Source organism: Streptomyces ambofaciens ATCC 23877 (assembly GCF_001267885.1).
Lineage (GTDB): Bacteria > Actinomycetota > Actinomycetes > Streptomycetales > Streptomycetaceae > Streptomyces > Streptomyces ambofaciens.
The window spans coordinates 4,208,920-4,221,466 of the sequence record NZ_CP012382.1 but is presented as its reverse complement, the minus strand read 5'-3'; the positions used below and the strand labels follow the sequence as shown (position 1 = coordinate 4,221,466).

At 71.6% G+C, this 12,547-nt stretch carries 10 protein-coding genes; 4 read left to right on the top strand and 6 right to left on the bottom strand.

The features are described 5' to 3' along the window. Positions 1–83: 83 nt before the first annotated feature. Together SAM23877_RS18830 and SAM23877_RS18825 are read right to left on the bottom strand one after the other, a co-directional pair. Positions 84–1,745 (bottom strand): polyamine aminopropyltransferase, encoded by a 1,662-nt coding sequence (locus SAM23877_RS18830; protein WP_053134434.1) that lies wholly within the window; start codon positions 1,743–1,745, stop codon positions 84–86. A gap of 261 nt (positions 1,746–2,006) precedes the next feature. Beyond that, positions 2,007–2,543 carry a DUF2617 family protein gene (locus SAM23877_RS18825; protein WP_053134431.1) on the bottom strand — a complete coding sequence of 179 codons (537 nt, stop codon included), beginning with the start codon at positions 2,541–2,543 and terminating at the stop codon, positions 2,007–2,009. 901 nt (positions 2,544–3,444) lie between these two features. Between SAM23877_RS18825 and SAM23877_RS18820 the strand changes: the two genes are divergently transcribed. After that, positions 3,445–4,647 carry a pyridoxal phosphate-dependent aminotransferase gene (locus tag SAM23877_RS18820; protein ID WP_053142627.1) on the top strand — a complete coding sequence of 401 codons (1,203 nt, stop codon included), beginning with the start codon at positions 3,445–3,447 and terminating at the stop codon, positions 4,645–4,647. 63 nt (positions 4,648–4,710) lie between these two features. Here the strand turns inward: SAM23877_RS18820 and SAM23877_RS18815 are convergent, their stop codons facing one another. Beyond that, on the bottom strand, positions 4,711–5,244 hold the full coding sequence (locus SAM23877_RS18815) for a YbjN domain-containing protein (RefSeq protein ID WP_053134429.1): 534 nt from the start codon (positions 5,242–5,244) through the stop codon (positions 4,711–4,713). Between the two features lie 137 nt (positions 5,245–5,381). Between SAM23877_RS18815 and SAM23877_RS18810 the strand changes: the two genes are divergently transcribed. Further along, the gene (locus SAM23877_RS18810) at positions 5,382–5,909 is read left to right on the top strand and encodes a hypothetical protein (RefSeq protein ID WP_053134424.1); all 528 of its coding nucleotides are present in this window, start codon (positions 5,382–5,384) and stop codon (positions 5,907–5,909) included. A 60-nt stretch (positions 5,910–5,969) separates the two neighbouring features. On the opposite strand, the gene clpB is transcribed toward SAM23877_RS18810, so the two are convergent. Together clpB and SAM23877_RS18800 are read right to left on the bottom strand one after the other, a co-directional pair. After that, on the bottom strand, positions 5,970–8,567 hold the full coding sequence (gene clpB, locus SAM23877_RS18805; protein ID WP_053134422.1) for an ATP-dependent chaperone ClpB: 2,598 nt from the start codon (positions 8,565–8,567) through the stop codon (positions 5,970–5,972). Positions 8,568–8,878: 311 nt separating this feature from the next. Then, a complete protein-coding gene (locus tag SAM23877_RS18800; RefSeq protein WP_053142624.1) occupies positions 8,879–9,214 on the bottom strand; it encodes a Rieske (2Fe-2S) protein in 336 nt (111 codons plus the stop codon). Between the two features lie 322 nt (positions 9,215–9,536). Here SAM23877_RS18800 and SAM23877_RS18790 point away from each other — a divergent pair, with 322 nt between their 5' ends. Then, a complete protein-coding gene (locus SAM23877_RS18790; RefSeq protein ID WP_053134419.1) occupies positions 9,537–10,550 on the top strand; it encodes a hypothetical protein in 1,014 nt (337 codons plus the stop codon). After that, entirely contained in the window at positions 10,547–11,542 is a 996-nt protein-coding gene (locus SAM23877_RS18785) for a helix-turn-helix transcriptional regulator (RefSeq protein ID WP_053134417.1), read from the top strand. The genes SAM23877_RS18790 and SAM23877_RS18785 overlap by 4 nt, the downstream gene beginning before the upstream one ends. On the opposite strand, the gene SAM23877_RS18780 is transcribed toward SAM23877_RS18785, so the two are convergent. Beyond that, positions 11,493–12,539, bottom strand: a complete 1,047-nt coding sequence (locus SAM23877_RS18780) for a helix-turn-helix transcriptional regulator (RefSeq protein ID WP_053134415.1) — start codon at positions 12,537–12,539, stop codon at positions 11,493–11,495. The two genes, SAM23877_RS18785 and SAM23877_RS18780, sit on opposite strands and share 50 nt — an antisense overlap. Between the last annotated feature and the right edge of the window lie 8 nt (positions 12,540–12,547).

Below are 12,547 nucleotides of genomic sequence, written 5' to 3'. Positions count from 1 at the left end.
CCCGCCGCCACCCGCGAGAAGGCGCCCCAGTACCGGTGACGCGCCCCAGTACCGGTGACGCGTCTCAGTACCGGTGACGCGTCTCAGTACCGTGGATGCACCAGCGTGGACGGCGGCAGGCCGGTGAGCCGGGTGCGGGAGGCCGCGCGGGCGTCCCGGAGCAGGGACCCGGACGTGAGGGTGCGCGGACGCGGGGCCGCCGGGTCGAGGCGCAGGCCGGGGGGCGTGCGGGCGGCCAGGAGGTAGCCCCGGTCGCGGGCGGCGCGGGGATGGCCCGCGGCCGTCCGGTGCGGGCCCGGCGCGAGAGCCTCCTCCCGCGCGGCGACACGGTAGGCGACGGTCCGCAGACCGGCCGCGCGGAGCGTGGCGTCCACCGTCCAGAAGGTCCGGGGGCGGGCGGACACCGGTCCGGCGTGCACGGCCAGCCGCCCGCCGGGCGCGAGCACCCGCCGGAGCAGACCGTAGAACTCCAGCGAGTACAGCTTCGTGCCGGCCGTGAACCCCGGGTCGGGCAGGTCCGAGACGACCACGTCGTACGTCGCGGTGGGCGTCGAGCGCAGCTCGCGGAAGGCGTCGGACGCGACGACGTGGAGCCGCGGGTCCGCGTAGGCGCGCTCGTTCAGCGCGGACAGGCCGGGGTCGTGCCGGGCCAGGCGGACCAGCCCGGGGTCGGGTTCCACGACGTCGACGCGGCGGACGTCCGGGTGCCGCAGCACCTCCCGCGCGGCGAGGCCGTCGCCGCCGCCGAGGATGAGCACGCGCGCGTGCGGGCCGCTCATGGCGGGACGCACCAGGGCCTCGTGGTGGCGCCGCCCGTCGTCGGCGCTGAGCCGCAGCCGCCCGTCCAGGAACAGGTCGAGGGGCCGGCCGTCGGTGTCGCCGGTGAGGACCACCTCCTGCGCGCCGGTCCGGACGGCCACGCGGACGTCCTGCCCGTACACGGCGTGCCGGGCGGCGCGTTCGAAGTCGTCGGCGAGGACGGTCGCCGTGGCGAGGAGGCTCAGCACGACGGCGTTGGCGGTCAGCAGCAGCCAGCGGGCCCGGCCGGTCATGTCCCGCCGGAACAGTCCGAGGACCAGCGCGGTCCCGACGAGCGCGTTGACGGTGCCGGTGACCAGCGCGCCGGTCAGCTGGCCGAGGAAGGGCAGCAGCACGAAGGGGAAGGCGAGGCCGCCGACGAGCGCGCCGACGTAGTCCGCGGCGAACAGGTCCGCGACGGCGCCGCCCGCGTCCTGGCGGCGGACGCGCTGGATCAGCTCCATCAGGAGCGGCACCTCGGCGCCGATCAGTGCGCCGATGGTGAGCGAGAAGGCGACCAGGAGGACGTGCGGGGCGAAGGCCCACGGGCCGCCCCAGCCTCCGGTCCAGGCGAAGACGGCGTACAGCACCATCGCGCTGAGTCCGCCGACGAGGGCGAGGACCGCCTCGACCGCGCCGAAGCCGGCCGCCGCGAACCGGCGCAGCCGTTTGGCGGCGAGCGAGCCGATGCCCATGGCGAAGACCATGACGGACAGGACGACGGAGGCCTGGGTGACCGAGTCGCCGATCAGGTAGGAGGCGAGGGCGACCAGTTCGAGTTCGTACACGAGCCCGCAGGCCGCGCAGACGAACACACCCGCCAGCACCAGGAACCTCCCGGTGGCCGGCCGGACGGGAAGCCGCGCGGACGCTCCGGTGCGGGAGCCGCCGGGGCCGCCCCAGGACGGCGGAGAGCCGGGCGGAGCGGGCGCGTACGGATCGATCACGAGGTGACGTTACGTCACATCGGCATCGCTCTTCGTCACCCACACGTGTGAAACTGACGTTCCATCGGGCACCGCAGGTTTATCCCGCACACGTCCCCGCGGCCGTCCCCGGCCGGCCCCACACGTCCCCCGGCCGTTTCCCGCCGCCCGGCTCCCGGCCGTCCCCGCGCCCAGCCCTCCGGCCGGCCCCGCACCCGGCACCACTCAGGCACCGCTCCCGGGCTCGCCCCCCTCGTTCACACCCCCGCTCACACCCCCCGCTCACACCCCGGACGGGCTGAGCCGCGACGTCGGCACCCGGACGCCCACCCTCGTCCGGGTCGCCACCAGATGGCCGTCCTGCGGGTAGGCGTGCCAGGTCCGCCAGTGCACCTGCCCCTCGTGGCGCTGGACCAGCAGCGCGGTGAAGGCGTGCGGGCTGCCGGGGAAGACGCCGGCCAGCCCGTGCGGGTGGTCGGCGACCAGGGCCAGCAGCTCCTGGGCGCGGCCGGCGAAGGAGCCCGGCGTCAGCACCTCCACGCGGGCGGCGAACTCGTACTCCCAGTCGCCCTTTCGCTTGGCGACTCCCAGCGGCAGGGGTGTGCTGCTGCCGGGGATGCAGGCCACGGTCTCCGAGCAGCTGCCCCGCTCCTCCTCGAGCAGCACCTGATGGGAGGCCCCCAGGAGTCGCAACTGAAGTTTGGCGCCCTCCAGTTCGAGGTCGAGGCTGGCGAGCGCGGGCAGCGGCTCGCGCCCCAGGGCCCAGGCGAGGTCCGCGGCGCGCGTGTCGGTGTAGGCGGTGTTCAGGGTCGTGAGCATGGATCGGCTCCGCAAGCACACAAGGAGAGGAAGGTGTGGGGCCTGCGCAATCCCGGTCACTGCCGGGGATGCGGCCCGCTCAGCCCAGTCGGCCGGTCAGGAGGGGGGTCAACAGGTCGTCCGAGGAGCTGCGTTGGTGATGGAGAGGGAATCATGAACCATGACGCCGTCACAGCGTTTTTACCCAACATCGTGGGGTTTCCATCCCTCAGGGGGCTCCACAGCTCAATTGTTCAACCAAGGCGCACACCCCGCCCGCGCCGCGCGCGCCGGTGTGTGTGAGCGCCCACCGGGTGTGTTTCCCGGCGGGCGCTCGTGGTGGGGACGCGGGGCCCGGTCCCAGGCGTGGGCCCCGTGGTGGGGATGCGGTTCCCCCGTGGAGCTCAGCTGCCCCGTGTCAGCTGCCTCCACCGCATCCGCCGCCGCCCCCTCCCCCGCAGGACGACGACCCGCCTCCGCAGGACGAACCGCCGCCGCAGGAGGAACTCCCGCCCCCGCCGCAGGAGGAGCCACCCGCGGAACTCGAGTGGTGCCCGCCCGAGGACGAGCCGTCGGCCCACCAGCTGTTGCGGCTACGCCCCCTGTTACGGCCGCGACCGCTGTGGCTGTCACGTCCGCCACCGCTCCGCACACCGGCTATGAGCGCTGCCACCAGCACGACTCCGAACACGACCAGGATGATGCTCATGATCATGGCGCCACCCTCCTTCCGCTTCCCGGGCTCGCGCCCGGAGTTCCCCCGAAGCCGCCCCCCGTCGGGCGCCTCGCTCTCTGAGTGAAGCTCGGCGATCCGCTCGACCGTCTGCCGGTGGAGCTCGTCGCGTGAACGGGAGATGCCCTTCGCCGCGCGGCGCCAAAGCAGAGTTGAGGAACTCCAGAGCTTCGGCGCAGGATGACCGCCATGACCCCCAAGAGCTCCAGCGCCCGCCCCTTCCTCAACCGCCGGCTCGCCGAGTTCGGGACGACGATCTTCGCCGAGATGTCCGCCCTGGCCCAGACGACCGGGGCGATCAACCTGGGCCAGGGCTTCCCGGACACCGACGGCCCCGAAGCGGTCCGGGAGGCCGCCGTACGGGCGTTGCGCGACGGGCGCGGCAACCAGTACCCGCCCGGCCCCGGCGTCCCGGAGCTGCGCACCGCCGTCGCCGCCCACCAGCACCGCCACTACGGCCTGTCCTACGACCCCGACACCGAGGTCCTGGTCACCGCCGGCGCCACCGAGGCCATCGCCGCCTCGCTGCTCGCCCTGCTGGAGCCCGGCGACGAGGTCGTCGCGCTGGAGCCGTACTACGACTCGTACGCGGCCTGCATCGCGATGGCGGGCGGCACGCGCGTACCGGTCACCCTGCGCCCGCACACGGAGGGCGGGGAGGGCACCTTCCGCCTCGACCTCGACGAACTGCGCGCCGCCGTCACCGACCGCACCCGCCTGCTGCTGCTGAACACCCCGCACAACCCGACGGGCACGGTGCTGACCCGGGAGGAACTGGCGGCGATCGCCGAACTGGCCGTGGAGCGGGACCTGCTGGTGGTGACGGACGAGGTCTACGAGCACCTGGTCTTCGACACGGCCGAGCACATCCCGCTGGCGACCTTCCCGGGGATGCGCGAGCGCACGGTGACCATCGGGTCGGCCGGCAAGACGTTCTCCTTCACCGGCTGGAAGGTCGGCTGGATCACCGCCGCTCCCGCCCTGGTCACGGCGGTCCGCTCGGCCAAGCAGTACCTGACGTACGTGGCCTCCGGCCCCTTCCAGTACGCGGTGGCCGAGGCCCTCGCGCTGCCCGACTCGTACTTCTCCGCCTACCGGGAGGACATGCACACCAAGCGGGACGTGCTGGCGAAGGGGCTGCGGGAGGCGGGCTTCGGCGTGTACCGCCCCGCCGGGACGTACTTCGTCACCACCGACATCCGCCCCCTCGGCGAGAGCGACGGCTTCGCCTTCTGCCGCGCCCTGCCGGAACGCGCGGGCGTCGTCGCCGTCCCCAACGCGGTCTTCTACGACCACCGGGAGGAGGGCGCCCCCTTCGTCCGGTTCGCGTTCTGCAAGCGGGTCTCCGTGCTGGAGGAGGCGGTGGACCGGCTGAAGGCGTCGGTGAGCTGAAACGGCGGGAGCCCGGCCCCGCGGTCGGTACCGGGCCGGGCTCCGCTCACGAGGCGGGGCGGGTCACTCGCCGTCCTCGTCCTTCGGCTTCTCCGACTCGTTGACCTCCTGCTCCAGGCCGAGCTGCTCCACGAGCCACCGGTCGAACTCGATGGCGGCGCGGACCCAGCTGACCGTCGAGGAGACGAAGTGCTCCAGGCTGACGCCCATGCCGATCAGCATCTGCGCCTCGCCGATCAGGCGGACCGTACCGTCGTCGTGGGTGTGGGAGTACACCTTGGGCCACAGGGTGCGGCGGTTCCAGTCGTCGATCGACTCCAGCAGCTGCGGCTTCTCGTCGATCTGGTGGGACCGGTCGTAGAACGTCCGCACCGAGAAGACCTGCTGGTCGGCCTCGCCGCGGAACATGAAGTACGTACGGAACTGCTCCCACGGCGCCGCGAGGTCACCCTCGTCGTCGACGACATACTTGAGCTCCATCTGTTCGAGGAGCTGCTTCACGAGATCCTGATCCGGGACGACGGGGCCCGCCGGTCCTTGGGGCTGCGGCTCGGGCTGGCCCCCGAAGTTCGGAATCGAGGACGGGTCGATGGTCACCGTGAATTTCCCTTCGTACGGATCTGGCCATCCTCCCCCATGCGGGGAGGGGCGTGGCAAGCCCGCCGGGGGCCTGTCAGCCCTGGGCTGACATGATCCGGCCGGTCGGGTGGACGCGGGGCGGGCGGAGGCGGGCGATGCGGCGGGCACGGAGCGCGACGACGGGCCGGGAGGACGGCACGGGGGTACCCCGGGGGCGGACCCGGTGGGGGCCGTTCGCGGCCCTCGTGACGCTCCCGGCGCTGGTCCTGCTCCCTCTCCTCGTCGTCCTCGTGGGGCTCGTCCTCTCCGAGTCGGACGGCCGGGGCGACGGCAGGGCGGCCGAGCACGTCCCCTGCTCCGAGGCCCTGCGGTTCGGTGGCGCAGCTCTGCCGGACGGCGCGCGCCCGGTCGGGGCGTGCACGCTGCAGGGCTTCCAGGACACTCACTACGGCGCCGCCTTCCGCATGCCCCGTACGGGTGTCCAGGACTGGCTCGCGCACACCTACCCGGACGCCCCCGCGCCCCGGGCGGACACCTGCGGGGGCGGCGACGGCGATCTGTGTCTTGATCTGGGCCCCGCGCGGGGCCTGCCGGGCGGGGTGGACGCCCACGCCGTACAGGTGCGGGTGGAGTACGGGGCGGACGGGACGGCGCTGGTGCGGTTCTCCGCGTTCACCACGTGACGCGCGGCGGCCCGCCATCCCCGGGAGGACGACGGGCCGTGCGCGGGACGGGTCGCCGGGCTACAGCGTCTTGCCGCTCGCCGGGCCCACGATCAGCTCGTCGCCGAAGCGGTCCACGCGGACCGTGTCGCCGTCCTTGATCTCGCCGGAGAGGATCTCGCGGGCGAGCCGGTCGCCGATCGCCGTCTGCACGAGGCGGCGCAGCGGGCGGGCCCCGTACGCGGGGTCCATGCCCTCGACGGCCAGCCACTCCAGGGCCTCGTCGGTGACCTCCAGGGCGAGGCGGCGCTCGGCGAGCCGCCGGGCGAGCGCGTCGATCTGGAGCCGCGCGATCCGGCTGAGCTCGTCCTTGGTCAGCGCCGAGAAGACCACCAGGTCGTCGAGCCGGTTGAGAAACTCCGGCTTGAAGGAGGCCCGGACCACCTCCAGCACCTGCTCCTTCTTCTCGGTCTCACTGCTGACCGGGTCGACCAGGTACTGGCTGCCCAGGTTGGAGGTGAGGACGAGGATGGTGTTGCGGAAGTCGACGGTGCGGCCCTGACCGTCGGTGAGCCGCCCGTCGTCCAGCACCTGGAGCAGGATGTCGAAGACCTCGGGGTGCGCCTTCTCCACCTCGTCCAGCAGCACGACGCTGTACGGCCGCCGCCGCACCGCCTCGGTGAGCTGACCGCCCTCCTCGTAGCCGACGTATCCGGGCGGCGCCCCGACCAGCCGGGCGACGCTGTGCTTCTCGCCGTACTCCGACATGTCGATGCGGATCATGGCCCGCTCGTCGTCGAAGAGGAAGTCCGCGAGGGCCTTGGCCAGCTCGGTCTTGCCGACACCGGTGGGCCCGAGGAAGAGGAACGAGCCGGTCGGCCGGTCGGGGTCGGAGATCCCGGCCCTGCTCCGCCGCACGGCGTCGGACACGGCCCGCACGGCCTCGCCCTGCCCGATGAGCCGCTTGCCGAGCTCGTCCTCCATCCGCAGCAGCTTCTGCGTCTCGCCCTCCAGCAGCCGCCCGGCGGGGATGCCGGTCCAGGAGGCGACGACGTCCGCGATGTCGTCGGCGCCGACCTCCTCCTTGACCATGGTGTCCTTGGCGACCTCCTCCTCGGCCTCGGAGGCGGCCTCCAGGTCCCTCTCGAGGGTGGGGATCTCGCCGTAGAGCAGCTTGGAGGCGGTGTCGAAGTCACCGTCGCGCTGGGCGCGTTCGGCCTGGCCGCGCAGCTCGTCGAGCTTCTCCTTCAGCTCGCCGACGCGGTTGAGGGACTGCTTCTCCTTGTCCCAGCGGGCGTTGAGGCCGCGCAGCTCCTCCTCCTTGTCGGCGAGGTCGCGGCGCAGTCGCTCCAGACGCTCCAGGGAGGCCGCGTCGGTCTCCTTGCCGATCGCCAGCTCCTCCATCTTCAGCCGGTCCACGGCACGCTGGAGTTCGTCGATCTCGACCGGCGACGAGTCGATCTCCATGCGCAGCCGCGAGGCGGCCTCGTCGACGAGGTCGATGGCCTTGTCGGGCAGGAAGCGGGAGGTGATGTACCGGTCGGACAGCGTGGCCGCGGCGACCAGCGCGCTGTCCGCGATCTGCACCTTGTGGTGGGCCTCGTACCGCCCCTTGAGCCCGCGCAGGATCGCGATCGAGTCCTCGACGGTCGGCTCGGCGACCAGCACCTGCTGGAAGCGACGCTCCAGCGCCGGGTCCTTCTCGATCCGCTCCCGGTACTCGTCCAGCGTCGTCGCACCGACCATGCGCAGCTCACCGCGCGCGAGCATCGGCTTGAGCATGTTCCCGGCGTCCATGGCGGAGTCGCCGCCGGCCCCGGCCCCCACGACGGTGTGCAGCTCGTCGATGAAGGTGATGATCTGCCCGTCGGAGTCCTTGATCTCGGCGAGGACCGTCTTCAGCCGCTCCTCGAACTCACCGCGGTACTTGGCCCCGGCGACCATGGCGCCCAGGTCCAGCGCGACCAGCCGCTTGCCCTTGAGCGACTCGGGCACGTCCCCCTTGACGATCCGCTGGGCCAGTCCCTCGACGACGGCGGTCTTGCCGACACCGGGCTCACCGATGAGGACGGGGTTGTTCTTGGTGCGCCGGCTGAGCACCTGCACGACACGCCGGATCTCCTGGTCCCGCCCGATGACGGGGTCGAGCCTGCCCTCGCGGGCGGCGTCGGTGAAGTCCGTACCGAACTTCTCCAGGGCCTTGTACTGGCCCTCGGGGTCGGCGGTGGTCACGCGTCGCCCTCCCCTGGCCTTGCGGAAGGCCTCCTGCAGCTTCTTCGCACTGGCGCCCTGTCCCTCCAGTACCCCACCGGCCGCGCCGCCCTTCGCGGCGATGCCGAGGAGCAGGTGCTCGGTGGAGAGGTACTCGTCCCCGAGCTCCTTGGCGCGGGCCTGGGCGTCGGCGACCACGGCGAGCATCTCACGGCTCGGCTGCGGCGGTGCCACGGTGGACCCCGTCACGCTGGGCAGCCCGGCGACGATGCGCTCGGCGCCGGAGCGCACGGCCGCGAGGTCGGCCTCGACGGCGGCGAGCAGGTCGGTGATGTTCTCGTTGTCCTGCCCCTGGAGCAGAGCCAGGAGCAGGTGGGCGGGGGTGAGGTCGGCGTTCCCCTCGGTCACGGCGTGGTTGCTGGCCGCGTTGATCGCGTCCCGGCTCCGGTTGGTCAGCTCGGCGTCCACGTTCTGGCTTCCCTCCTTGCGTCGGCCGTCGGCGATCCGGCCATGTCTCCCAGTGCTGACTCAGACAACGTACACAAAGTTGAGTCTATTCCACTCAAGGGAGAAGCGGCACCGGTCCCCTCCGGGGGTGACGCACGAGTTCCCCCTCTGCGGGCGTCCGTGCCGCGCGAGGGGTTTTCCAGCCAGGCCGGCGACCGCCCGATACCCGGAAATGTCGGCGCATACGACAGCGGCGTCACCGTGTTCAGGTCACGGTGACGCCGCTGCCGGGGGGAAGCACCTGAGCGATTTGTTACGACGGGGGAATCGCGTCAGGCGCTGCGGGGGGTGGCCGAGATGGTCCTCACTTCGGGGTCCTCCGGCTGCACGAGCCGGTGGTCCCTCTGGTCCAGGTTCACAAAGATCATTCCGTACCGGATGGCACACCGCACGGGCTGCGGAGCACCTCGCGGCCGCCGCAGGCACCGGTACGCCCGTACGTCGCCGTCCTCGTCCAGCGTGACGACGACCGGCTCACCGAAGACGGTCACCATCAGGGAGTCACCGGCGTGGGGGATCGCGGTGACCAGATCGATGAAGTGCCAGCCGGAGCGGTAGGCGGTGGCCATTTCCCGGCGGAAGGAGCGGTCGTCTGGAGGATTGGTCATCGCGATCAGTCCCACACACTGTCGGCCGGAACAGCCGCCGGCTCACCCTTGGGGCCCGTGACCGCCAAGAAGTGAACGCCACCCGCTTTGTGCTCGTCGCTCTTCGCACCGGAGAGGCCGGACAGCGCACCCATGGCCACAACGGCGGAGAAGGCGACAACAAGCACCGAGCGAAGCATTCTGATACGCATAGTCGGCTTCGTCCTCACTTGATGGTCCCTCATTCCCCCGTCGGATAAGACGATGGCTCATTCGGGCACGTCATGGCCACACAATCGGTGCATCATGTTCCTGCACGTTCAGGACCCTGGGGGGTGGAGATTTGGTGACAAAGTGGACTAATAGGGATCATCCCCATACAGGGACCGAGCTGTGCCCGGAAGGAAGCCGCCTCTACGCGAGCGCCCTCAGGACTGGGCGCATACCGAGAACAGACGTCGAGACGACCCCGTGCCTGACGGAGCTCGGCCTCCTCCACCCCGACCCGGACGACGCCGACTGGATGCGCCCGGTGCCACCGTCGATCGCCTTGGCTCAACGGCTCAATCCCATCGAACGCGAAATCACCGAGCAGCGCCGGTTGTCCATAGCGATGGCCGAACTCTTCGAACCGTTCATGGACATCAGCACTCAGCAAGCAAGTCCTGCGCACTCCATCACGGTCCTGGAAGGCCTCGACCGGATCAACGCGGCACTCGACCTGGCGACCGCCCAGTGCCAGACCGAGATGCTCACCGTCCAGCCGAGCGGCCACCGACGCCCTGAGAACCGGCTGCTGGAGGGACTGGAACGCGACAAGCCGCTGATCGAACGAGGCGTGCGTATCCGTACGCTCTACCAGCACACCGCACGGTTCAGCCCCGACCGGCTCGCCTACGCCGATCACTTCAGCGAGGGCAAGGTCGAATACCGCACCATCGACGAACTCGTGGAGCGCCTCATCATCTGCGACGAGTCCGTGGCCTTCATCCCCGTCCGCGAGGACCGGCAGGTCGCCCTGGAACTCCGTCACCCGGGCCTCGTCCGGTACCTGATCAGGGTCTTCGAGTTCATCTGGAGCCGAGCCGTCCCGCTCACGGCGGGCGCTCCCTACGAGACGGCCCCCGACGGCATCACCGGCATCCAGCACTCGATCGCGAAGCTCCTCGTCGAGGGCCACGTCGACGAGGCGATCGCCCGCCGCCTCGGCATGAACGTCCGGACCTGCCGGGCCCACATCGCCAAGCTGGCACTGGCCCTGGGCAGCGGCAGCCGGGCCCAACTCGGCTACCTCATAGCGCAGTCCGGCATCCTGGAGCAGGAACGGCAGGGCATGGCGGGAGAAGACAGCGCATGACGGAAGGGGCGCACCGGCACACGGACGAGGAACTGTGCGAGGCGGCCCTCGCCCTCTATTCCCGCGCCCTGCGCGAGGGCCATGTACCCGGTGCCGCTGCGGACGCGGCCCCCTGCCTGCTCGACACCGGCCTGTTGCACCCGGCCGTCGAAGACCTGACCCGACTGGAGCCCGTCGCCCCCACCGTCGCCCTGCAAAGGCTGCTGCGCAAGTCCGAGGACCGCATCGCCGACGAACGGCGGCGCGGTCAGCACCTGGCCGACGTGTTCGAACCCCTCATACGCCTGGGCATACGCAACGTCGGGGGCGAGGAGACCTCGCCCCTCAGGCTCCTGTCCGGCAAGGAACGTACGACCAGGGCCATCGCCGAAGCCATGACCGAGGCGAGGAGCGAACTGCTCGCCATCCAGCCATACGACCCCGACCTCAGCAGACGTCCTGAGGTCTACGAAGCAGCGATGGAACGGGATCAGGCGTTCCTGGACCGCGGCGCCCGCATCCGTGCGTTGTACCAGCACACGGTCCGGCACGCCCCCTACACACGCGTTCGCTACGAGCACCTCACCGGGGACGTGGAAGCACGCACGCTGGACGAGATCACCGAGCGCCTCATCGTCGTGGACCGCCTCGTCGCCTTCATCCCGGCGAGCTCCGACCGCTCCCTCGCCCTCGAAGTCCGACACCCTGCCCTGGTCGCCTACTTCGTCAACATCTTCGACCGGCTCTGGCACCTGGCCACGCCCATGCACCCCGAGGCCGTGCAGCCACCGACGCTCAACGGCATCACCCCCCGCCAACGCGCCATAGCCACCCTCCTCATCGAAGGCCACACCGACGCCGACATCGCCGACCGCCTCGGCATGAACGTCCGCACCGCACGCGTCCACATCGCCAAGCTCGCGGCCACCCTCGGCAGCGAGAGCCGCGCGCAGCTCGGCTACCTCATCGGGCGGTCGGGGATCCTCGACCAGGAGCCTGATCAGGCAGGCTGATCGCCGCCGGCAGGGGCGGGGAGCCGTCCAGGCCCGCCTGGGCGATGCGTACCCCCAACTGCGTGCGGCTGGCCGCCCCCAGGGTCTCCGAGAGGCGGGCGATGTGCGCGCGGGCCGTGCGGACGCTGATGCCCAGCCGTTCCGCGATCACCGCGTCCTGGTGGCCCTCCGCCAGCAGCGCCGCGATGGACTGCTCACGGTGGGAGATGCCCTCGATGCCGGTGTCGGGGAGCGGGGCGGTGAGGGGGATCGCGAGGCGCCACAGGCGTTCGAAGACCGTGACCAGGTAGGCGATCAGGGCCGGATGGCGCAGCTCCAGGGCCACCGTGCGGTCGGTGTTGGCGGGGATGAAGGCGACCGTGCGGTCGAAGAGGATGAGGCGGTCGATGACCTCGTCCAGGGTGCGGGCCTCCACCGTGTCGCCCATCAGCTCCAGGTAGGTGAGCAGACCCTGCCCGTGCCGGGCGACGTGCGTGTACAGGTCCCGCATCCGCACCCCGCGCCCGCGCAGCGCCAGCGCCCGGTGCAGCCCCTCCGACAGCTCGTGCTCACGCCGGATGCCGCCGGGCTGAACGGTGAGCACCTCCGTCGTGCAGGCCTGCGTCGCCTCGTCCATGGCGGCCTGGATGCGGGACAGGCCGTCCAGGACCCGGATCGCGGTGCCCTCCGTGCCGGCCGGGGTCTGGAGCTGGCGGCCGAGCCCGGCGTACCACTCGAAGGCCTCCACCGCGGAGCCCACCCGCCGCTGACTGGCACTGACCTCGTCGTGGACCCCGCGCAGCAGCCGGGTCATGACCTCCTGCGGGGAGGTCGGCACCAGCCAGTCCATGTCGTCGGGATCGGGGTGGAGCAGGGCCAGTTCCAGGAGGCAGGGGACCGGCTCGGCGTCCCGGCGGGGGACCCGGCCGCGGCGTACGGCCCGGGAGTACAGGCGATCCCCGGCCGCGCACAGCCGGTCGGCACCGTGTGGATGCTCCTGAGCCCCGTGCCCGGCCATCGCCCATC